We start from the raw sequence: 19670 nt of genomic DNA on the forward strand, positions 1-19670 counted from the left end.
GATCAGGAGATAGACGTGATCCAGCAGGAGTCGCGACTGCGTGTCGCCGACAACACGGGTGCGAAGGAAATTCTCACCATCCGTGTTCTCGGTGGCTCGGGTCGCCGCTACGCGGGCATCGGTGACGTCATCGTCGCCACCGTCAAGGACGCGATCCCCGGTGGCAACGTGAAGAAGGGTGACGTCGTCAAGGCCGTCATCGTTCGCACCGTCAAGGAGCGTCGTCGCCAGGATGGCTCGTACATCCGCTTCGACGAGAACGCCGCTGTCATTCTCAAGAACGACGGCGACCCCCGCGGCACCCGTATCTTCGGCCCGGTGGGCCGAGAGCTGCGCGAGAAGAAGTTCATGAAGATCATCTCGCTCGCGCCGGAGGTGCTGTAAGCATGAAGATCAAGAAGGGCGACCTGGTCCAGGTCATCACCGGTAAGGACAAGGGCAAGCAGGGCAAGGTCATCGTGGCCTACCCCGCTCAGGACCGCGTCCTCGTCGAGGGTGTCAACCGGGTCAAGAAGCACACCAAGGCCGGTCAGACGGCTCGCGGCTCGCAGACCGGTGGCATTGTCACCACCGAGGCCCCGATTCACGTCAGCAACGTGCAGCTGGTCGTGGAGAAGGACGGCAACAAGGTCGTCACCCGCGTCGGCTACCGCTTCGACGACGAGGGCAAGAAGATCCGCGTTGCCAAGCGGACCGGTGAGGACATCTGATGACTGCCACCACTGCGCCGCGTCTCAAGACGCGCTACCGCGAGGAAATCGCCGGCAAGCTGCGTGAGGAGTTCTCGTACGAGAACGTCATGCAGGTTCCCGGTCTGGTCAAGATCGTGGTCAACATGGGTGTGGGCGACGCCGCCCGCGACTCCAAGCTGATCGACGGTGCCGTCAGGGACCTCACCACGATCACCGGTCAGAAGCCGGCCGTCACCAAGGCCCGCAAGTCGATCGCGCAGTTCAAGCTGCGCGAGGGGCAGCCGATCGGCTGCCACGTCACCCTCCGTGGTGACCGCATGTGGGAGTTCCTGGACCGTACGCTGTCGCTCGCGCTTCCGCGTATCCGTGACTTCCGCGGCCTGTCGCCCAAGCAGTTCGACGGCCGTGGCAACTACACCTTCGGTCTCACGGAGCAGGTCATGTTCCACGAGATCGACCAGGACAAGATCGACCGGGTCCGGGGCATGGACATCACCGTGGTGACCACGGCGACCAACGACGACGAGGGTCGTGCCCTCCTTCGTCACCTCGGCTTCCCGTTCAAGGAGAACTGACCGTGGCGAAGAAGGCTCTGATCGCTAAGGCCGCCCGCAAGCCGAAGTTCGGCGTCCGCGGGTACACCCGCTGCCAGCGCTGCGGCCGGCCCCACTCCGTCTACCGCAAGTTCGGCCTGTGCCGCGTGTGCCTTCGTGAGATGGCTCACCGTGGCGAGCTGCCGGGCGTGACCAAGAGCTCCTGGTAACTCTCCCCTCGCCCTCGGGCGTTGGGAGTACCGGAAAGCTCTCGGTAAGTATCTGGTCGGCAGGAGCCCCGCTCTTCATGCCGTAGGCTTGAAGGGTTGGGCGCCTGCCGCCCTGACCGACTTACTACGCCGTAGGTCCCCGCACCGCACCCGTCCCGCCACTGAGTGGGGAGAGGGATGGCGCATACAGGAAACCCCGGCGAGAGAGGCCGAAGGCCAACTCATGACCATGACTGATCCCATCGCAGACATGCTCACGCGTCTGCGCAACGCGAACTCGGCGTATCACGACGATGTCGCGATGCCGCACAGCAAGATCAAGTCGCACATCGCGGAGATCCTCCAGCAGGAGGGCTTCATCACCGGCTGGAAGGTCGAGGACGCCGAGGTCGGCAAGAACCTCGTCCTGGAGCTGAAGTTCGGGCCCAACCGCGAGCGTTCGATCGCCGGCATCAAGCGCATCTCGAAGCCGGGTCTGCGTGTTTACGCAAAGTCCACCAACCTGCCGAAGGTCCTCGGCGGCCTGGGCGTGGCGATCATCTCCACGTCCCACGGTCTCCTGACCGGCCAGCAGGCCAGCAAGAAGGGCGTAGGTGGGGAAGTCCTCGCCTACGTCTGGTAGTCGGGAACGGAGGAAAAGCTCATGTCGCGAATCGGCAAGCTCCCCATCCAGGTTCCCGCCGGTGTGGACGTCACCATCGATGGCCGCACGGTCGCGGTGAAGGGCCCCAAGGGTTCCCTCACGCACACCGTCGCCGCGCCGATCGAGGTCACCAAGGGTGAGGACGGCGTGCTCAGCGTCTCCCGCCCGAACGACGAGCGTCAGAACAAGGCCCTTCACGGCCTGTCCCGCACGCTGGTGGCGAACATGATCACCGGTGTGACCCAGGGATACAGCAAGGCGCTCGAGATCAGCGGTGTCGGTTACCGCGTCCAGGCGAAGGGCTCCAACCTGGAGTTCGCCCTGGGCTACAGCCACCCGATCCTCATCGAGGCTCCGGAAGGCATCACCTTCAAGGTCGAGTCGCCCACGAAGCTCAGCGTCGAGGGCATCGACAAGCAGAAGGTCGGCGAGGTGGCCGCCAACATCCGCAAGCTGCGGAAGCCCGACCCGTACAAGGCCAAGGGCGTCAAGTACGCGGGCGAGGTCATCCGCCGCAAGGTCGGAAAGGCTGGTAAGTAGCCATGGCATACGGTGTGAAGATCGCCAAGGGCGACGCGTACAAGCGCGCCGCTCTCAAGCGGCGCCACATCCGCGTCCGCAAGCACATCTCCGGTTCGCCGGAGCGTCCCCGCTTGGTCGTGACGCGTTCCAACCGCCACATCGTCGCCCAGGTCATCGACGACGTCGCGGGCCACACGCTCGCCTCGGCGTCGACCCTGGACACGTCGATCCGTGGTGGCGAGGGTGACAAGAGCGCCCAGGCCAAGCAGGTCGGCGCCCTGGTCGCCGAGCGTGCCAAGGCCGCAGGCGTCGAGGCCGTCGTGTTTGACCGCGGTGGTAACCAGTACGCCGGGCGGATTGCCGCTCTGGCTGACGCCGCCCGTGAAGCCGGACTGAAGTTCTAGCCCCGGTTCCTACGCACAGCGGACGTAACAGAGAGAGGTAAATCCAATGGCTGGACCCCAGCGCCGCGGAAGCGGTGCCGGTGGCGGCGAGCGGCGGGACCGGAAGGGCCGTGACGGTGGCGCAGCCGCCGAGAAGACCGCGTACGTCGAGCGTGTCGTCGCGATCAACCGTGTCGCCAAGGTAGTGAAGGGTGGTCGTCGCTTCAGCTTCACCGCGCTGGTCGTGGTGGGCGACGGTGACGGCACCGTGGGTGTCGGATACGGCAAGGCCAAGGAAGTTCCCGCGGCCATCGCCAAGGGCGTCGAAGAGGCCAAGAAGAGCTTCTTCAAGGTCCCGCGTATCCAGGGCACCATCCCGCACCCGATCCAGGGCGAGAAGGCCGCGGGCGTCGTCCTGCTCAAGCCTGCTTCCCCCGGTACCGGTGTGATCGCGGGTGGCCCGGTGCGCGCCGTCCTGGAGTGCGCCGGCGTCCACGACATCCTGTCGAAGTCGCTCGGTTCGTCGAACCCGATCAACATCGTGCACGCGACCGTGGCGGCCCTCCAGGGCCTGCAGCGTCCCGAGGAGATCGCGGCCCGCCGCGGTCTGCCCCTCGAGGACGTCGCCCCCGCGGCTCTGCTCCGTGCGCGTGCGGGAGCGGGTGCGTAATGGCTCGCCTCAGGATCACGCAGACGAAGTCGTACATCGGCAGCAAGCAGAACCACCGCGACACCCTGCGTTCGCTCGGGCTCAAGCGCCTGAACGACTCGGTTGTCAAGGAGGACCGCCCCGAGTTCCGCGGAATGGTGCACACCGTCCGCCACCTCGTGACGGTTGAGGAGGTTGACTGACATGGCGGAGAACAGCCCGCTGAAGGCCCACAACCTCCGGCCTGCCCCGGGCGCCAAGACCGCCAAGACCCGTGTGGGTCGTGGTGAGGCGTCCAAGGGTAAGACCGCAGGCCGTGGTACCAAGGGTACGAAGGCTCGTTACCAGGTTCCGGAGCGCTTCGAGGGTGGGCAGATGCCCCTCCACATGCGTCTCCCGAAGCTCAAGGGCTTCAAGAACCCGTTCCGCACGGAGTACCAGGTCGTGAACCTGGACAGGCTCGCGACGCTCTACCCCGAGGGTGGAGAGGTCACGGTGGCCGACCTGGTCGCCAAGGGCGCCGTGCGTGACAACCACCTCGTCAAGGTCCTCGGACAGGGCGAGATCTCCGTGGCGCTGCAGGTTTCGGTTGACGCCGTCTCCGGCTCCGCCAAGGAGAAGATCGCCGCTGCCGGCGGCACCGTCACCGAACTCGTCTGAGACAACTCGGACAAGCCGGTGCGCTGAACATCCGACCGGGGATGCCTCTCATATGGGGCATCCCCGGTTGGTCGTTCCTAGGGGGGCATGTCCGCCGGTAAGGTGGCGTGCACTGTAGCTGTGGTACGCCTTGGGCAACCGCCCGGGGTCCTTTGGCTGTTACCTATTCGTCGATCCTCAAGACCGTCACCTCACGCTTTTGCGCGGGGGTCGCAGGAGGCACCGTGCTCACCGCGTTCGCCCGGGCGTTCAAGACGCCCGACCTGCGCAAGAAGCTGCTCTTCACGCTCGGCATCATCGTGCTCTACCGTCTCGGTGCGCACATTCCCGTACCGGGGGTGAGCTACGAGAACGTCCAGATTTGTGTTAATCAGGCAAGCGAGGGCAACAACAGCCTCTTCGGCCTGGTGAACATGTTCAGCGGTGGTGCACTGCTGCAGATCACGATCTTCGCGCTCGGCATCATGCCGTACATCACGGCCAGCATCATCCTTCAGCTGCTGACCGTCGTCATCCCCCGGCTCGAAGCCCTCAAGAAGGAGGGGCAGTCGGGCACGGCCAAGATCACGCAGTACACGCGGTATCTGACCGTCGCGCTGGCCGTCCTCCAGGGCACCGGACTGGTCGCCACCGCGCGCAGCGGCGCGCTGTTCAGCGGCTGCCCCGTGGCCAGTCAGATCGTCCCGAACCAGTCGATGTTCACCACGATCGTCATGGTCGTCACCATGACCGCCGGCACCGCCGCCGTCATGTGGCTCGGTGAGCTGATCACCGACCGCGGCATCGGCAACGGCATGTCGATCCTGATGTTCATCTCGATCGCCGCCAGCTTCCCCGCGGCCCTGTGGACCATCAAGGAGAGCGGCAAGCTGGCCGACGGCTGGATCGAGTTCATCACGGTGATCCTGATCGGCTTCGTGATGGTCGGCCTCGTCGTCTTCGTCGAGCAGGCCCAGCGCCGGGTCCCGGTCCAGTACGCGAAGCGGATGATCGGGCGCCGGTCGTACGGCGGTACGTCCACATACATCCCGTTGAAGGTGAACCAGGCGGGTGTGATCCCCGTCATCTTCGCTTCTTCGCTGCTCTACATTCCCGCTCTCATCGTCCAGTTCTCCAATTCGACCGCGGGCTGGGCGACCTGGATCCAGGCGCACTTCGTCAAGGGTGACCACCCCTACTACATCGCCACGTACTTCCTGTTGATCGTGTTCTTCGCCTTCTTCTACGTGGCGATTTCGTTCAACCCCGAGGAAGTCGCCGACAACATGAAGAAGTATGGTGGCTTCATCCCGGGCATCCGGGCTGGTCGACCTACTGCCGAGTACCTGAGCTACGTGCTCAACCGGATCACCTGGCCGGGCTCGCTGTATCTGGGTCTGATCGCTCTTGTGCCGACGATGGCGTTGGCGGGCTTCGGCGGTGCGAACCAGAACTTCCCGTTCGGCGGGACGAGCATCCTGATCATCGTGGGTGTGGGTCTGGAGACCGTGAAGCAGATCGAGAGTCAGCTCCAGCAGCGCAATTACGAAGGGTTCCTCCGCTGATGCGAATTGTCCTCGTCGGGCCGCCCGGTGCCGGCAAGGGTACGCAGGCCGCGTACCTTGCCAAGAATCTCTCGATTCCGCACATCTCCACGGGCGACCTCTTCCGCGCCAACATCAGCCAGGGCACCGACCTTGGCAAGCGGGCCCGCGCCTTCATGGACGCGGGGCAGCTGGTGCCGGACGAAGTCACCATCGGAATGGCCAAGGACCGCATGGCCCAGCCGGACGCCGTGGGCGGCTTCCTGCTGGACGGCTTCCCGCGCAACGTGGGACAGGCCGAGGCGCTCGACGCGATGCTCCGTGACGAGGGCGTCGCACTGGACGCGGTCCTGGACCTGGAGGTCCCCGAGGACGAGGTGGTCAAGCGCATCGCGGGCCGCCGCATCTGCCGTAACGACAGCGCGCACGTCTTCCACGTGACGTACAACCCGCCGAAGACCGAGGGCGTCTGTGACGTCTGCGGCGGCGAGCTGTACCAGCGTGACGACGACAGCGAGGAGACCGTGCGCACCCGGCTGGAGGTCTACCACACGCAGACCGAGCCGATCATCGACTACTACCGGACCCAGGGTCTGGTCGTGACGATCTCCGCGCTCGGCAAGGTCACCGAGGTGACCGACCGCGCGATGGAGGCTCTGGAGAAGTCCGAGGGCTGACCGGGTCCTCACCCCGTACCACCACAGTCGGCCGCGACGCCATCGGGCGCCGCGGCCGACTGTGTGCGCCGTATCGTGGAGTACGGCATCGACCGTTCCCACCCCAGGCAGAGAGAGGCGCCGAGCAGATGGTGCAGATCAAGACCCCCGAGCAGATCGCGAAGATGCGCGAGGCGGGGCTGGTGGTCGCCGCCGTCCACGCCGCCACCCGTGAGGCCGCGGTCCCCGGTGCCACCACCAAGGACCTGGACGAGGTCGCCCGCAAGGTGATCGCCGAGCACGGCGCGACGTCGAACTTCCTGGGGTACGGCGGATTCCCCGCGACGATCTGCACCTCGGTCAACGAGGTGGTCGTGCACGGCATCCCGGACGACAAGACCGTCCTGAAGGACGGCGACATCATCTCCATCGACGCCGGCGCGATCGTGGACGGCTGGCACGGCGACGCGGCGTACACGGCCTTCGTGGGCACCGGTCACGCTCCGGAACTGGTCGAACTGTCCCGGGTGACCGAGGAGTCCATGTGGGCCGGGATCGCCGCGATGAAGGTGAACAACCGGCTCGTGGACATCTCGAAGGCCATCGAGTCCTACATCCGCCGCCAGCCCCGCCCGGCGACCGGGAAGTACGGGATCATCGAGGACTACGGCGGCCACGGCATCGGCACCGAGATGCACATGGACCCGCACCTGCTGAACTACGTCTCGCGCAAGCGGGGCAAGGGGATCAAGCTGGTCCCGGGTGTGTGCCTGGCGATCGAGCCGATGGTCTCGCTGGGTACGGCGAAGACGGAGGTGCTCGCCGACGAGTGGACGGTCCTCACGACGGACAAGACCTGGTCCTCGCACTGGGAGCACTCGATCGCGCTCACCGAGCAGGGGCCGCTGGTGCTGACCGCACCGGACTGCGGCCGGGAGCGGCTCGCCAAGTACGGCATCGAGCCGGCGCCGGACCCGCTGGGCTGACGGGGGCGGGCTGGTTTTCGGATCGGCCCGAGTGGGCAAACTTGACGGATTCGTCTTTTGGAGTCCGCTGACGTAGACTGACTCGTCGGCTCTCGTGCATCAGTGTGCCCGTATGTCTGCACACCAAGGACGAGAGTCGATCAAGGTAGCCGATTCGAAAGGCGAAGCGTGGCCAAGAAGCAAGGTGCCATCGAAATTGAGGGCACCGTGATCGAGTCCCTCCCGAACGCCATGTTCAAGGTGGAACTCCAGAACGGTCACAAGGTCCTCGCGCACATCAGCGGCAAGATGCGGATGCACTACATCCGTATCCTCCCGGATGACCGGGTCGTCGTGGAGCTCTCTCCGTACGACCTGACGCGTGGCCGGATCGTCTACCGGTACAAGTAGATCTTGCCGCCACCCCGCTTCGGCGTGGTGTGGGCACTGACCCGGAGAACCTGACATCCCATGAAGGTCAAGCCGAGCGTCAAGAAGATCTGCGACAAGTGCAAGGTGATCCGCCGTCACGGCCGGGTCATGGTCATCTGCGACAACCTGCGCCACAAGCAGCGCCAGGGCTGACGCACGACCACCTGCATCTCGCAGCTCTTCGCGCGACGCACGTACACGTACATACGCAGTGCCCGTCCAAGCCACGGCTGACGACACCTCCGGCGGGGGCCGGGGACCCGGGCGTACCACCTCCTCCCCCAGGGGCGGGGTCGGCGTTCGGGAGCGGCACTGCGGAAGACCCCCGACATGACAACTGGAGCCATTGAATGGCACGCGTTTCAGGTGTTGACATCCCGCGCGAAAAGCGCGTGGAGGTTGCCCTCACCTACGTCTTCGGTATCGGGCGCACCCGGTCCAAGGAGATCCTCGCCACCACCGGCGTGAACCCGAACACCCGCGTTCGTGACCTGGCCGAAGAGGACCTGGTCAAGATCCGCGAGTACGTGGACGCCAACCTCCGCACGGAGGGTGACCTTCGCCGCGAGATCCAGGGCGACATCCGCCGCAAGATCGAGATCGGCTGCTACCAGGGCATCCGGCACCGTCGCGGTCTGCCGGTCCACGGTCAGCGCACCAGCACGAACGCGCGTACCCGCAAGGGCCCGCGTCGCGCCATCGCCGGCAAGAAGAAGCCCGGCAAGAAGTAGTCCTCAGCGGACGCACTGCGTCTCTCCGGTCCGCCGGACGTGCGCAGCAACCAGCGGTCTTCGCTGTAGGACCGATCACCTCCCCTCTCCATCTGGAGTCAAGACATGCCCCCCAAGGGTCGTCAGGGCGCAGCCAAGAAGGTGCGTCGCAAGGAAAAGAAGAACGTCGCTCACGGCCACGCGCACATCAAGAGCACGTTCAACAACACCATCGTCTCGATCACGGACCCCTCGGGCAACGTGATCTCCTGGGCCTCCGCCGGCCACGTCGGCTTCAAGGGCTCGCGCAAGTCCACCCCCTTCGCCGCGCAGATGGCCGCCGAGTCGGCCGCCCGCCGCGCGCAGGAGCACGGCATGCGCAAGGTGGACGTCTTCGTCAAGGGTCCCGGCTCCGGCCGTGAGACCGCGATCCGCTCCCTCCAGGCCACCGGCCTCGAGGTCGGTTCGATCCAGGACGTCACCCCGACGCCGCACAACGGCTGCCGTCCGCCGAAGCGCCGTCGCGTCTGATCCGTCACGGCCGGTGACGGCCGTGCGTCAGTAGCGCCGGGTCCGGGCGGTATGCCCCTTCGGGGGTGTGCCGCCCGTATCCTTGTCTTATCTGTCGGGCATCAAATAGTGGGTGCCCCCGACTGAAGGATCTCCCCATGCTTATCGCTCAGCGTCCGTCGCTGACCGAAGAGGTCGTCGACGAGTTCCGCTCCCGGTTCGTGATCGAGCCGCTGGAGCCGGGCTTCGGTTACACCCTCGGCAACTCCCTGCGTCGCACGCTCCTCTCCTCGATCCCCGGTGCGGCTGTCACCAGCATCCGGATCGACGGCGTCCTGCACGAGTTCACCACCGTGCCGGGTGTCAAGGAGGACGTCACCGACCTCATCCTCAACATCAAGCAGCTGGTCGTCTCCTCGGAGCACGACGAGCCCGTCGTGATGTACCTGCGCAAGCAGGGCCCCGGCCTGGTCACCGCCGCCGACATCGCCCCGCCGGCCGGTGTCGAGGTGCACAACCCGGACCTGGTCCTGGCCACGCTGAACGGCAAGGGCAAGCTGGAGATGGAGCTGACCGTCGAGCGCGGTCGCGGCTACGTCTCCGCCGTCCAGAACAAGCAGGTGGGCCAGGAGATCGGCCGGATCCCGGTCGACTCCATCTACTCGCCGGTGCTCAAGGTCACGTACAAGGTCGAGGCGACCCGTGTCGAGCAGCGCACCGACTTCGACAAGCTGATCGTCGACGTCGAGACCAAGCAGGCCATGCGTCCCCGTGACGCCATGGCGTCGGCCGGTAAGACCCTGGTCGAGCTGTTCGGTCTGGCGCGTGAGCTCAACATCGACGCCGAGGGCATCGACATGGGCCCGTCCCCGACGGACGCCGCGCTCGCCGCCGATCTGGCTCTGCCGATCGAGGAGCTGGAGCTCACGGTCCGCTCGTACAACTGCCTCAAGCGCGAGGGCATCCACTCGGTGGGCGAGCTGGTGGCCCGCTCCGAGGCGGACCTGCTCGACATCCGCAACTTCGGCGCCAAGTCGATCGACGAGGTCAAGGCGAAGCTGGCCGGCATGGGCCTGGCCCTCAAGGACAGCCCGCCCGGATTCGACCCGACCGCCGCCGCGGACGCCTTCGGCGCGGACGACGACGCGGACGCCGGTTTCGTGGAGACCGAGCAGTACTGACGCCTTCCGGCGGGGGCGCCCGGATTCCGGGTGCCCCGTGCCGTGGCCTCAAGCGCCGGACGGGCCTGATCCCGTGGCCCCCTGGGCCCGAGGACGGCCGTGCGGCGCGCACGACTTCCGCGGGGCGACCGCCTCGCGGGAACTGACACCGGTACCTGATACGGCCGGTGCAGCACACAAGGAGACACACCATGCCGAAGCCCGCCAAGGGCGCCCGTCTGGGCGGCAGCGCTGCGCACGAGAAGCTTCTTCTCGTCAACCTCGCGAAGGCGCTGTTCGAGCACGGCCGCATCACCACGACCGAGGCCAAGGCCCGCCGCCTGCGTCCGGTCGCCGAGCGCTTCATCACCAAGGCGAAGAAGGGCGACATCCACAACCGTCGCCTGGTGCTGCAGTCGATCACGGACAAGAGCATCGTGCACACGCTCTTCACCGAGATCGCCCCGCGGTACGAGAACCGCCCCGGTGGTTACACCCGCATCACCAAGATCGGCAACCGTCGTGGCGACAACGCCCCGATGGCCGTCATCGAGCTGGTCGAGGCGCTGACCGTGGCCCAGCAGGCCACCGGTGAGGCCGAGGCCGCGACCAAGCGCGCGGTCAAGGAAGACGCCCTCAAGAAGGACGAGGCTCCGGCCGAGGCCGTCGAGGACGCCAAGCCGGCCGCCGAGGCCGCCGAGGAGTCCAAGGACGCCTGAGCGTTCTGAGACCCCGCTTCGGGCCCGTACCACCCTTCGGGGCGGTGCGGGCCCGTTCGGTTTTGAGAGGATGCGCGGGTGAGTGACGAAGCAGAGCCCGGATACGTACGGGTACGGCTGGACCTGTCGTACGACGGGAAGGATTTCTCCGGCTGGGCGAAGCAGACCAGCCGGCGCACGGTGCAGGGGGAGATCGAGGACGCGCTGCGGACCGTGACCAGGTCCCCGGTGACGTACGACCTGACGGTGGCCGGGCGGACGGACGCCGGGGTGCACGCGCGCGGGCAGGTGGCGCACGTGGACCTGCCGGTCGAGGTATGGGCCGAGCACCGGGAGAAGCTGCTGCGCCGGATGGCCGGGCGGCTGCCCCTGGACGTACGGATCTGGCGGGCGGCCGAGGCGCCGGCGGGGTTCAACGCGCGGTTCTCCGCGCTGTGGCGCCGCTACGCCTACCGGGTGGGGGACCGGCCGGGCGGGGTGGACCCGCTGACGCGCGGTCATGTGCTCTGGCACGACCGGCCGTTGGACCTGGACGCGATGAACGAGGCGGCGGCCCTGATGACGGGCGAGCACGACTTCGCCGCGTACTGCAAGAAGCGTGAGGGGGCCACGACCATCCGTACGCTCCAGAAGCTGCGCTGGGAGCGGGACGCGGCCTCCGGGGTGCTGACGGCGACCGTGCAGGCCGACGCCTTCTGCCACAACATGGTGCGGGCGCTGATCGGCGCGGCCCTGTTCGTCGGCGACGGGCGCCGCCCGCCCGGCTGGCCCGCCGAGGTGCTGGCGGCCGGGGTGCGGGACCCGGCGGTGCACGTGGTGCGGCCGCACGGGCTGACGCTGGAGGAAGTCGCCTACCCCGAGGACGCGTTGCTGGCGTCCCGGGCCGCCGAGGCCCGGAACGTCAGGTCGCTGCCGGGGGCGGCCTGCTGCTGAACGGGCGTCAGGTGGTGACCGGGGCCCCGGCCGCCGCCGACGCCTGGACCTCGCCGCGGTGGCGGATCTGACGGAAGGTGAACTCGGTGAGGTCGTTGCCCACCGCGAACACGTCCTGGTCCGCCTTGGTGACGCTCTTGCCGCTGGTGAAGCCGCCGACCGTGAAGTAGGCGTAGCGGCCGTGGGAGTTGGCGGTGCGCCGGCAGACCGCGCCGCCGCGGCAGAAGGTGGGGACGCCGGAGCCGCTGAGGGAGGCCAGCCCGCCGGACGCCTCCTCGGCGGCCTTCCGTGCCTCCGCCTCGGTGCCGAACACGGCGATCCCGACGGTGACCGCCACCCCGTCCTTGCTGTACGTGGCGCGGAGGACCCGGTCGCAGCCGTGGTCGGTGAGGATCGACCCGAGGGCGCCCTGGGTGGTCGAGGCGCAGCTCTTGGTGGCGTTCGTCGGCCCCTTGGCGTAGACGCGGTCGCCCATGGTCAGCTTCGTGCCGGGGAAGAAGGCGTCCAGGGTGACCGGGGCCTTGTCCTTCTTCGCATCGGCTATGTAGTCCTTCGGGTCCGGCGGGGGCGCCGGCGCGACCGAGGAGAAGGAGGGCTGCGGCTCGGTGCTGCTGGACGGCAGGTCCTCGGGGGCGGGCAGCCGGCTCGCCCGGTCGTCCGCGGAGCCGCCGCCGTTGGTCGTGACGACGGCGGTGGCCACGATCGCGGCGACGGCCGCCGTGGCCACCGCGCCGCCCCCGATCATCAGCCACTTCCTGCGGCGGCCGCGCGCCTCGGACGCTTCGGCCAGTGCCGCCCAGTCCGGAGTCCGGCTCTCTTCCGGCCCCCAGGAGGGCCCCCCTTGCCCAAAGCTCATGCGGCGCATCCTAGACCGGCGGTAATCCGTTTGGGTCAGCGGTTCTCGGGCCGTGACAATGCTGTCATGGGACATCTTGAAGCGGGCCATCTGGAGTACTACCTGCCGGACGGGCGGGTGCTGCTCGGCGACGCCTCGTTCCGGGTGGCGGACGGGGCGGTCGTCGCCCTGGTCGGGGCGAACGGGGCGGGCAAGACGACGCTGCTCAAGCTGCTCGCCGGGGAGCTCCAGCCGCACGGCGGCTCGGTGTCGGTGAGCGGCGGGCTGGGGGTGATGGCCCAGTTCGTGGGTTCCGTACGGGACGAGCGGACCGTGCGCGACCTGCTGGTGTCCGTGGCCCAGCCGCGTATCCGGGAAGCCGCGCGGGCCGTGGACGCGGCCGAGGAGCGCATCCTGACCGTGGACGACGAGGCCGCGCAGATGGCGTACGCGCAGGCGCTCAGCGACTGGGCCGAGGCGCGGGGGTACGAGGCCGAGACGCTCTGGGACATCTGCACCACGGCCGCGCTCGGCGTCCCGTACGAGAAGGCGCAGTGGCGCGAGGTGCGCACGCTCAGCGGGGGCGAGCAGAAGCGGCTCGTCCTGGAGGCGCTGCTGCGGGGCCCGGACGAGGTGCTGCTGCTGGACGAGCCGGACAACTACCTGGACGTGCCCGGCAAGCGGTGGCTGGAGGAGAGGCTCAAGGAGACCCGTAAGACGGTCCTGTTCGTCTCCCACGACCGGGAGCTGCTGTCCCGGGCCGCCGAGAAGATCGTCAGTGTGGAGCCGAGTCCGGCCGGTTCGGACGTGTGGGTGCACGGCGGCGGGTTCGCCACGTACCACCAGGCCCGCAAGGAGCGGTTCGCGCGCTTCGAGGAGCTGCTGCGGCGCTGGGAGGAGGAGCACGCCCGGCTGAAGGCGCTCGTCCTGCGGATGCGGCAGCAGGCGGCCAACAGCCCGGACATGGCGAACCGCTACCACGCGATGCAGACCCGCTTCAAGAAGTTCGAGGAGGCGGGCCCGCCGCCCGAGCCGCCGCGTGAGCAGGACATCCGGATGCGGCTGCGCGGCGGACGCACCGGGGTGCGGGCGGTGACCTGCGCGGGGCTGGAGCTGACCGGGCTGATGAAACCCTTCAACCTGGAGATCTACTACGGCGAGCGGGTCGCGGTCCTCGGCTCCAACGGCTCCGGCAAGTCGCACTTCCTGCGGCTGCTCGCCGGGGAGCCGGTGGCGCACACCGGTGAGTGGAAGCTCGGCGCGCGCGTGGTGCCCGGCCACTTCGCCCAGACCCACGCCCACCCGGAGCTGCTCGGCAGGACGCTGGTCGAGATCCTGTGGACCGAGCACGCCAAGGACCGCGGCGGCGCGATGTCCGTGCTGCGCCGCTACGAGCTGGAGCGCCAGGGCGACCAGGCCTTCGAGAGGCTGTCCGGCGGGCAGCAGGCCCGCTTCCAGATCCTGCTGCTGGAGCTGGCCGGCACCACGGCGCTGCTGCTGGACGAGCCGACGGACAACCTGGACCTGGAGTCGGCGGAGGCCCTCCAGGACGGCCTCGAGGTGTACGACGGCACGGTGCTGGCCGTCACCCACGACCGCTGGTTCGCGAAGTCCTTCGACCGGTTCCTGGTCTTCGGCTCGGACGGGGTGGTGCGGGAGACCGCGGAGCCGGTCTGGGACGAGCGCAGGGTGCGACGCGCCAGGTAGGAGGGGGCCGGTCACCCGTGCGGGGGGCGTTTTGACCCGCGCGGGGGCCGGACGGTACTCTTCTGGTTTGTTATACGTATTGGCTTGGTCGTTCTCACGCGAAGGGCCCTTACGTAGGTTCTCTGGAGCAGTTACCAGTGGCTCGCATACGGGCAGCGTCCCCGGCATTGTGAGCCCCAGCTGCATGATCGCTTCAGAGGTGCCATGTGTCTGGACCCATCCACTGAAGAAGCGAAGGCTACGACCGTGCGTACGTACAGCCCCAAGCCCGGCGATGTGACGCGCCAGTGGCACATCATCGACGCCGAGGACATCGTCCTCGGCCGTCTGGCCACCACGGCCGCGAACCTCCTCCGGGGTAAGCACAAGGCGATCTACGCCCCCCACATGGACATGGGTGACTTCGTCGTCATCATCAACGCCGACAAGGTGCACCTGTCCGGCAACAAGAAGACCCAGAAGATGGCGTACCGCCACTCCGGTTTCCCGGGCGGTCTGCGTTCCGTGCGCTACGACGAGCTGCTCTCCAAGAACCCGGAGAAGGCCGTCGAGAAGGCCATCAAGGGCATGATCCCCAAGAACACCCTGGGTCGCCAGATGCTCTCGAAGCTGAAGGTCTACGCGGGTGACCAGCACCCGCACGCTGCGCAGCAGCCGGTCCCGTACGAGATCACCCAGGTCGCGCAGTAGTTCCGGCCTCCCCCCAAGACGTAAAGAAAGATCTGAGGAGCATCGTGGCCGAGACCACTGTTGAGACGACCACCGAGGACGTGGCGGGCACCGACGGCGAGGAGACCTTCGCCGAGGTGACCACCTTCGAGTCGGAGGTCCCCGTCGAGGGTGAGTACACCTCCGAGTCGCTCGCGGGCCGCTTCGGCGACCCGCAGCCCGCGGCCGGCCTGGGCCGTCGCAAGAACGCCATCGCCCGTGTCCGGATCGTTCCGGGCTCCGGCAAGTGGAAGATCAACGGTCGCACCCTTGAGGACTACTTCCCCAACAAGGTGCACCAGCAGGAAGTCAACGAGCCCTTCAAGGTGCTCGAGCTCGACGGCCGCTACGACGTCATCGCCCGTATCTCGGGTGGCGGCGTCTCCGGTCAGGCCGGCGCCCTGCGCCTCGGCGTGGCCCGCGCGCTGAACGAGGCGGACGTGGACAACAACCGCGCCACGCTGAAGAAGTCCGGCTTCCTCTCCCGCGACGACCGTGCGGTCGAGCGCAAGAAGGCCGGTCTCAAGAAGGCCCGCAAGGCTCCGCAGTACAGCAAGCGCTAAATCGCGCCTGCTCGTCTGCTGTACACGTTCGCCCCGGCGGCACACCTCGTGCTGCCGGGGCGTTCGTCTATCGGCCTCGGCGGGCGTATAACGGCTTAAGACGTTTATCGGGCTGGTGGTCGTGACCACGCCTTGTTTGTCGTGTCGTGCACAGCCATGCCCTGTATTGATTGATTGCTTTGGTTTTGTGGTTTCGGAGCACCTTCGGAGGACACCAGTGGGACGACTCTTCGGCACGGACGGCGTGCGCGGTGTCGCCAACGCGGACCTGACGGCCGAGCTCGCGCTCGGACTCTCGGTCGCGGCGGCGCACGTACTGGCCGAGGCCGGCACCTTCGAAGGGCATCGGGCTACCGCCGTGGTGGGGCGCGATCCCCGCGCGTCCGGAGAGTTCCTGGAGGCGGCCGTGGTGGCGGGGCTGGCCAGCGCGGGCGTGGACGTCCTGCGGGTCGGCGTGCTCCCGACCCCCGCGGTGGCGTACCTGACCGGCGCGCTCGGCGCCGACATCGGTGTCATGCTCTCCGCCAGCCACAACGCCATGCCGGACAACGGCGTCAAGTTCTTCGCCCGGGGCGGCCACAAGCTGGCCGACGAGCTGGAGGACCGCATCGAGACGGTCTACGAGCAGCACCGCACCGGTGCGCCGTGGAACCGTCCGACCGGCGCCGGGGTCGGCCGCGTCACCGACTACACCGAGGGCTTCGACCGGTACGTCGCCCACCTCATCGGCGTCCTCCCCAACCGGCTCGACGGGCTGAAGGTCGTCCTGGACGAGGCACACGGCGCCGCCGCCCGCGTCTCCCCCGAGGCGTTCGCCCGCGCCGGGGCCGAGGTCGTCACCATCGGCGCCGAGCCGGACGGCCTGAACATCAACGACAGCTGCGGCTCCACCCACATGGCCCTGCTCCGGGCCGCCGTCGTGGAGCACGGCGCCGACCTCGGCATCGCGCACGACGGCGACGCGGACCGCTGCCTGGCCGTGGACGCGTCCGGCGAGGAGGTGGACGGGGACCAGATCCTCGCCGTGCTCGCCGTCGCCATGCGCGAGGCCGGACAGCTGCGCAAGGACACCGTGGTCGGCACGGTCATGTCGAACCTCGGCTTCAAGACGGCGATGGAGCGGGAGGGCATCCATCTCGTCCAGACCGCCGTCGGCGACCGCTACGTCCTGGAGTCCATGAAGGCCGAGGGCTTCGCCCTGGGCGGTGAGCAGTCCGGCCACGTCATCGTCCTGGACCACGCCACCACCGGCGACGGCACGCTCACCGGCCTGATGCTCGCGGCCCGGGTCGCCGCCACCGGCCGTACGCTCGCCGACCTCGCCGGCGTGATGCGGCGCCTCCCGCAGGTCCTCGTCAACGTGCCGGACGTCGACAAGTCCCGGGTGGACACCTCGCCCGAGGTGGCCGCCGCGGTCGCCGAGGCCGAGCGCGGCCTCGGCACCACCGGACGGGTGCTGCTGCGCAAGTCCGGCACGGAGCCGCTGGTACGGGTCATGGTCGAGGCCGCCGACATCGAGCAGGCGCGCGCCGTGGCCGGGCAGCTGGCCGACGTGGTGAAGTCGGCCCTCGGCTGACCGTCCGCCGTCACCTGGAGGGACCCGGCCGCACGGCCGGGTCCCTCCTGCGCCGCACGCTCCACAGCGCCTTCTGGACCAGCAGGGTCAGCGTCCCGGCCAGCACGATGCCCCCGAGGTTGGCGAGCAGCTGCGCGGACGCCCCCCAGGCCTGCGGAAGGTCCTGGTAGCTGAAGGCGACCGAGGCGTTGGCGGCGGCCGGCACCGTCGTCACGGAGATCGCCACACCGATCAGGGCCCCCGACTTGGCGGACGTCAGCGACAGCGTCCCGGCGATCCCCGCCAGGAGCGCCACCACGAACGAGACCTGGTCCGGATGCCAGATGAAGGTGGTGTTGGGCCGCTCCGCCGTGACCATACGGGCGGTGAACAGCCCGAGCGCGTCCATCAGCCGTACGAACCCGGCCGTCAGCACCATCGCGGCGGCGAATCCCCCGACCAGGGCCCACAGGGACGTGGCGACCAGACGCGGCGCCCGCTGCACCAGGGCCGTCGAGATCCCGGCCAGCGGACCGAACTCCGGGCCCACCGCCATCGCGCCGACGATCAGGATCACGTTGTCGAGCATCACCCCGCAGGCGGCCAGCATCATCGCGACGCCCAGGAAGGCCACATAGGTGGCGCTGAAGGTGGACTCCTCGTGGGTCACCTCGGTCAGCTCTTCCCAGAGCACCGCGTCCGCACCGGCACCGGGCGCCCGCCGCTCCGCCTCGTCGGCGTGGGCGGACAGCGTCAGCTCCATGTTCTCCGCGGTGATCGAGCCCGACCTGTCGATGCCCAGCCCGCGCAGCGCGTCGATCAGCTCGTCGCCCGCCTCACGCGCCACGTCGCACAGCACCAGGTCGCCGGCCGGGCTGCGCGCGGCACCGGTCAGTACCGCGAGATGGGTGGCGCCCACGGTCCGCTCCAGCAGCTCCACGACCTCGTCGGTGCGGTCGGCAGGCACGATGAGGCGCAGGTGCAACACGGCAGCACTCCCGGAGATCAGAGCTTGCGCAACGACAGACGCTGGACCTTGTGGTCGGGCCCCTTGCGCAGCACCAGGGTGGCACGGCCCCGGGTGGGCGCCACGTTCTCCAGGAGGTTCGGCCTGTTGATCGTCCGCCACATGGTGCGGGCGTACTCCAGCGCCTCCTCCTCGGAGACCTGGGTGTACTTGCGGAAGTACGAGAAGGGGTTCTGGAACGCCGTCTCGCGCAGCCGGCGGAAGCGGTGGAGGTACCACGCCTCGATGTCCTCGGGGCGGGCGTCGACGTACACGCTGAAGTCGAAGTAGTCCGCGAGACCGACCCGGGTACGGCCGTCCTTGCCCGGCAGCGCGGGCTGGAGCACGTTCAGGCCCTCGACGATGAGGATGTCGGGGCGGCGCACGGTCAGGCGCTCGTCGGGCACGATGTCGTAGATCAGGTGGGAGTAGACGGGGGCCGTCACCTCGTCCTTGCCGGCCTTGATGTCGGCGACGAACCGGGTCAGCGCCCGCCGGTCGTACGACTCCGGGAACCCTTTGCGCGACATCAGCCCGCGCTTCTCCAGCTCTTTCATCGGCAGCAGGAACCCGTCGGTGGTCACCAGCTCCACCCGCGGGTGCTCCGGCCAGCGGGCCAGCAGCGCCTGGAGGATGCGGGCGGCGGTGGACTTCCCCACCGCGACACTCCCGGCGACCCCTATGACGAAGGGGGTGCCGCGCTGCTCGCCGTGGCCGTTCCCGGCGTCCCCGAGGAAGGTGTTCAGCGCTCCGCGCAGCCCGGAGGTGGCCTGGACGTAGAGGTTGAGCAGCCGGGACAGCGGCAGATAGACGTCCCGCACCTCGTCGAGGTCGATGACGTCACCGAGCCCCCGCAGCTTCTCGACCTCCTCGGCGGTGAGCGGCAGGGGCGTCTTGTCGCGGAGGGCGCTCCATTCCGCCCGTGACAGGTCGACGTAGGGCGTCGGCGCGTGCTCGGTGCGCCTGGGGCTCCGTGCGGGCGAAGTGATCACCCACTCATTGTCGGGGGAGTTCGGCCGCGGTGGGGGGTGGGCTCGGTCACGTGGGGGAGGGGGCGGCCGGGTACGGGGGCGTGGGCGGTGCGGTCGCCGTGGGCCTCTGCTCGCCGCGGGTGACCTTGGCGTGGTCGGTGAAGACCCGTCTGAAAAGGTCGTGGCCGGTGCGTCCGGTGCGTCCGCGTAGACGAGGATGTCGATCCGTTCCCGGGCCTGGGCCATCAGGTCGGTGAACGCCGAGACGGAGATGTCGGCCCGCTGTTCGTAGAGCGCGACCAGTTCGGGGCTGATGGCGCTGCGGCCAGAACCCGTCCCACCACACCTACCGGGAGATCATCACCCGCCCCTGGCGGACCTGGCGCCAGACGTGACCCGCCCCGC

27 protein-coding genes and 1 pseudogene are annotated in these 19670 nt (G+C 68.3%); 24 read left to right on the top strand and 4 right to left on the bottom strand.

From position 1 onward, the window contains the following. Positions 1–15: 15 nt before the first annotated feature. The 20 genes from rplN to truA all read left to right on the top strand — a co-directional run bounded on the left by rplN (position 16) and on the right by truA (position 11920). Positions 16–384 carry a 50S ribosomal protein L14 gene (gene rplN, locus B9S64_RS19920; RefSeq protein WP_003966950.1) on the top strand — a complete coding sequence of 123 codons (369 nt, stop codon included), beginning with the start codon at positions 16–18 and terminating at the stop codon, positions 382–384. Between the two features lie 2 nt (positions 385–386). After that, positions 387–710, top strand: coding sequence for a 50S ribosomal protein L24 (rplX, locus tag B9S64_RS19925; RefSeq protein ID WP_028439250.1), 324 nt, complete (start codon positions 387–389; stop codon positions 708–710). Next, complete coding sequence (gene rplE / locus B9S64_RS19930) at positions 710–1267, top strand: 50S ribosomal protein L5 (RefSeq protein WP_006126888.1); 558 nt, start codon at positions 710–712, stop codon at positions 1265–1267. The genes rplX and rplE overlap by 1 nt, the downstream gene beginning before the upstream one ends. Positions 1268–1269: 2 nt before the next feature. Continuing rightward, positions 1270–1455, top strand: coding sequence for a type Z 30S ribosomal protein S14 (locus B9S64_RS19935; protein WP_003948630.1), 186 nt, complete (start codon positions 1270–1272; stop codon positions 1453–1455). A gap of 223 nt (positions 1456–1678) precedes the next feature. Beyond that, positions 1679–2077 (top strand): 30S ribosomal protein S8, encoded by a 399-nt coding sequence (gene rpsH / locus B9S64_RS19945; protein ID WP_028439249.1) that lies wholly within the window; start codon positions 1679–1681, stop codon positions 2075–2077. A 21-nt stretch (positions 2078–2098) separates the two neighbouring features. Continuing rightward, positions 2099–2638: a 50S ribosomal protein L6 gene (gene rplF / locus B9S64_RS19950; RefSeq protein ID WP_028439248.1), complete on the top strand. Its 540-nt coding sequence runs from the start codon at positions 2099–2101 to the stop codon at positions 2636–2638. A 2-nt stretch (positions 2639–2640) separates the two neighbouring features. Continuing rightward, a complete protein-coding gene (gene rplR / locus B9S64_RS19955) occupies positions 2641–3024 on the top strand; it encodes a 50S ribosomal protein L18 (RefSeq protein ID WP_028439247.1) in 384 nt (127 codons plus the stop codon). 46 nt (positions 3025–3070) lie between these two features. Beyond that, positions 3071–3673: a 30S ribosomal protein S5 gene (gene rpsE / locus B9S64_RS19960; RefSeq protein ID WP_014047793.1), complete on the top strand. Its 603-nt coding sequence runs from the start codon at positions 3071–3073 to the stop codon at positions 3671–3673. After that, positions 3673–3855, top strand: coding sequence for a 50S ribosomal protein L30 (rpmD, locus tag B9S64_RS19965; RefSeq protein WP_028439246.1), 183 nt, complete (start codon positions 3673–3675; stop codon positions 3853–3855). Before rpsE ends, rpmD begins: the two co-directional genes overlap by 1 nt. A gap of 1 nt (position 3856) precedes the next feature. Further along, a complete protein-coding gene (gene rplO / locus B9S64_RS19970; protein WP_103492853.1) occupies positions 3857–4312 on the top strand; it encodes a 50S ribosomal protein L15 in 456 nt (151 codons plus the stop codon). A gap of 224 nt (positions 4313–4536) precedes the next feature. Then, positions 4537–5856, top strand: a complete 1320-nt coding sequence (gene secY / locus B9S64_RS19975) for a preprotein translocase subunit SecY (protein WP_103492854.1) — start codon at positions 4537–4539, stop codon at positions 5854–5856. Beyond that, a complete protein-coding gene (locus B9S64_RS19980; protein ID WP_103492855.1) occupies positions 5856–6512 on the top strand; it encodes an adenylate kinase in 657 nt (218 codons plus the stop codon). Before secY ends, B9S64_RS19980 begins: the two co-directional genes overlap by 1 nt. 128 nt (positions 6513–6640) lie before the next feature. Further along, positions 6641–7477 carry a type I methionyl aminopeptidase gene (gene map, locus B9S64_RS19985; protein ID WP_103492856.1) on the top strand — a complete coding sequence of 279 codons (837 nt, stop codon included), beginning with the start codon at positions 6641–6643 and terminating at the stop codon, positions 7475–7477. 168 nt (positions 7478–7645) lie between these two features. After that, positions 7646–7867, top strand: a complete 222-nt coding sequence (infA, locus tag B9S64_RS19990) for a translation initiation factor IF-1 (RefSeq protein WP_003956442.1) — start codon at positions 7646–7648, stop codon at positions 7865–7867. Positions 7868–7927: 60 nt separating this feature from the next. Continuing rightward, a complete protein-coding gene (gene rpmJ, locus B9S64_RS19995; RefSeq protein WP_003956441.1) occupies positions 7928–8041 on the top strand; it encodes a 50S ribosomal protein L36 in 114 nt (37 codons plus the stop codon). A 197-nt stretch (positions 8042–8238) separates the two neighbouring features. Further along, positions 8239–8619: a 30S ribosomal protein S13 gene (rpsM, locus tag B9S64_RS20000; RefSeq protein ID WP_014047799.1), complete on the top strand. Its 381-nt coding sequence runs from the start codon at positions 8239–8241 to the stop codon at positions 8617–8619. A gap of 105 nt (positions 8620–8724) precedes the next feature. After that, on the top strand, positions 8725–9129 hold the full coding sequence (gene rpsK / locus B9S64_RS20005) for a 30S ribosomal protein S11 (RefSeq protein ID WP_003956432.1): 405 nt from the start codon (positions 8725–8727) through the stop codon (positions 9127–9129). A gap of 137 nt (positions 9130–9266) precedes the next feature. Then, positions 9267–10289 (top strand): DNA-directed RNA polymerase subunit alpha, encoded by a 1023-nt coding sequence (locus B9S64_RS20010; RefSeq protein WP_003966937.1) that lies wholly within the window; start codon positions 9267–9269, stop codon positions 10287–10289. A gap of 191 nt (positions 10290–10480) precedes the next feature. After that, positions 10481–10987, top strand: coding sequence for a 50S ribosomal protein L17 (gene rplQ / locus B9S64_RS20015; protein ID WP_103492857.1), 507 nt, complete (start codon positions 10481–10483; stop codon positions 10985–10987). 78 nt (positions 10988–11065) lie between these two features. Then, positions 11066–11920 carry a tRNA pseudouridine(38-40) synthase TruA gene (gene truA, locus B9S64_RS20020; protein ID WP_103492858.1) on the top strand — a complete coding sequence of 285 codons (855 nt, stop codon included), beginning with the start codon at positions 11066–11068 and terminating at the stop codon, positions 11918–11920. A 7-nt stretch (positions 11921–11927) separates the two neighbouring features. On the opposite strand, the gene B9S64_RS20025 is transcribed toward truA, so the two are convergent. Continuing rightward, complete coding sequence (locus B9S64_RS20025; RefSeq protein WP_103492859.1) at positions 11928–12776, bottom strand: hypothetical protein; 849 nt, start codon at positions 12774–12776, stop codon at positions 11928–11930. A 66-nt stretch (positions 12777–12842) separates the two neighbouring features. On the opposite strand from B9S64_RS20025, the gene B9S64_RS20030 reads away from it, so the two are divergent. The 4 genes from B9S64_RS20030 (at position 12843) to glmM (ending at position 17309) form a co-directional block, all read left to right on the top strand. Next, entirely contained in the window at positions 12843–14462 is a 1620-nt protein-coding gene (locus B9S64_RS20030) for an ABC-F family ATP-binding cassette domain-containing protein (protein WP_103492860.1), read from the top strand. A 246-nt stretch (positions 14463–14708) separates the two neighbouring features. Continuing rightward, positions 14709–15152: a 50S ribosomal protein L13 gene (rplM, locus tag B9S64_RS20035; RefSeq protein WP_103492861.1), complete on the top strand. Its 444-nt coding sequence runs from the start codon at positions 14709–14711 to the stop codon at positions 15150–15152. Between the two features lie 44 nt (positions 15153–15196). After that, a complete protein-coding gene (gene rpsI, locus B9S64_RS20040) occupies positions 15197–15733 on the top strand; it encodes a 30S ribosomal protein S9 (protein ID WP_028439237.1) in 537 nt (178 codons plus the stop codon). Between the two features lie 217 nt (positions 15734–15950). Further along, positions 15951–17309: a phosphoglucosamine mutase gene (gene glmM / locus B9S64_RS20045; protein ID WP_103492862.1), complete on the top strand. Its 1359-nt coding sequence runs from the start codon at positions 15951–15953 to the stop codon at positions 17307–17309. 10 nt (positions 17310–17319) lie between these two features. Here glmM and B9S64_RS20050 read toward each other — a convergent pair whose 3' ends face one another. The 3 genes and pseudogenes from B9S64_RS20050 to B9S64_RS35110 form a co-directional block, all read right to left on the bottom strand. After that, positions 17320–18276 (bottom strand): DUF389 domain-containing protein, encoded by a 957-nt coding sequence (locus tag B9S64_RS20050; protein WP_103492863.1) that lies wholly within the window; start codon positions 18274–18276, stop codon positions 17320–17322. A gap of 17 nt (positions 18277–18293) precedes the next feature. Beyond that, positions 18294–19286 carry a type I pantothenate kinase gene (gene coaA / locus B9S64_RS20055; RefSeq protein WP_028439234.1) on the bottom strand — a complete coding sequence of 331 codons (993 nt, stop codon included), beginning with the start codon at positions 19284–19286 and terminating at the stop codon, positions 18294–18296. A gap of 183 nt (positions 19287–19469) precedes the next feature. After that, positions 19470–19583, bottom strand: a pseudogene (locus B9S64_RS35110) (XRE family transcriptional regulator); the annotation flags it as partial. Between the last annotated feature and the right edge of the window lie 87 nt (positions 19584–19670).

Origin of the sequence: Streptomyces sp. SM18 (genome assembly GCF_002910775.2) — a bacterium.
In the GTDB taxonomy this organism is placed as follows: domain Bacteria; phylum Actinomycetota; class Actinomycetes; order Streptomycetales; family Streptomycetaceae; genus Streptomyces; species Streptomyces halstedii.

What these genes read in the sequence shown, in the direction of transcription:
- rplX (WP_028439250.1), top strand. Translation starts at nt 387, where the DNA reads ATGAAGATCAAGAAGGGCGACCTGGTCCAGGTCATCACCGGTAAGGAC.
- rplE (WP_006126888.1), top strand. Translation starts at nt 710, where the DNA reads ATGACTGCCACCACTGCGCCGCGTCTCAAGACGCGCTACCGCGAGGAA.
- rpsH (WP_028439249.1), top strand. Translation starts at nt 1,679, where the DNA reads ATGACCATGACTGATCCCATCGCAGACATGCTCACGCGTCTGCGCAAC.
- rplF (WP_028439248.1), top strand. Translation starts at nt 2,099, where the DNA reads ATGTCGCGAATCGGCAAGCTCCCCATCCAGGTTCCCGCCGGTGTGGAC.
- rplR (WP_028439247.1), top strand. Translation starts at nt 2,641, where the DNA reads ATGGCATACGGTGTGAAGATCGCCAAGGGCGACGCGTACAAGCGCGCC.
- rpsE (WP_014047793.1), top strand. Translation starts at nt 3,071, where the DNA reads ATGGCTGGACCCCAGCGCCGCGGAAGCGGTGCCGGTGGCGGCGAGCGG.
- rpmD (WP_028439246.1), top strand. Translation starts at nt 3,673, where the DNA reads ATGGCTCGCCTCAGGATCACGCAGACGAAGTCGTACATCGGCAGCAAG.
- rplO (WP_103492853.1), top strand. Translation starts at nt 3,857, where the DNA reads ATGGCGGAGAACAGCCCGCTGAAGGCCCACAACCTCCGGCCTGCCCCG.
- B9S64_RS19980 (WP_103492855.1), top strand. Translation starts at nt 5,856, where the DNA reads ATGCGAATTGTCCTCGTCGGGCCGCCCGGTGCCGGCAAGGGTACGCAG.
- map (WP_103492856.1), top strand. Translation starts at nt 6,641, where the DNA reads ATGGTGCAGATCAAGACCCCCGAGCAGATCGCGAAGATGCGCGAGGCG.
- rpmJ (WP_003956441.1), top strand. Translation starts at nt 7,928, where the DNA reads ATGAAGGTCAAGCCGAGCGTCAAGAAGATCTGCGACAAGTGCAAGGTG.
- rpsM (WP_014047799.1), top strand. Translation starts at nt 8,239, where the DNA reads ATGGCACGCGTTTCAGGTGTTGACATCCCGCGCGAAAAGCGCGTGGAG.
- rpsK (WP_003956432.1), top strand. Translation starts at nt 8,725, where the DNA reads ATGCCCCCCAAGGGTCGTCAGGGCGCAGCCAAGAAGGTGCGTCGCAAG.
- B9S64_RS20010 (WP_003966937.1), top strand. Translation starts at nt 9,267, where the DNA reads ATGCTTATCGCTCAGCGTCCGTCGCTGACCGAAGAGGTCGTCGACGAG.
- rplQ (WP_103492857.1), top strand. Translation starts at nt 10,481, where the DNA reads ATGCCGAAGCCCGCCAAGGGCGCCCGTCTGGGCGGCAGCGCTGCGCAC.
- B9S64_RS20025 (WP_103492859.1), bottom strand. Translation starts at nt 12,776, where the DNA reads ATGAGCTTTGGGCAAGGGGGGCCCTCCTGGGGGCCGGAAGAGAGCCGG.
- B9S64_RS20030 (WP_103492860.1), top strand. Translation starts at nt 12,843, where the DNA reads ATGGGACATCTTGAAGCGGGCCATCTGGAGTACTACCTGCCGGACGGG.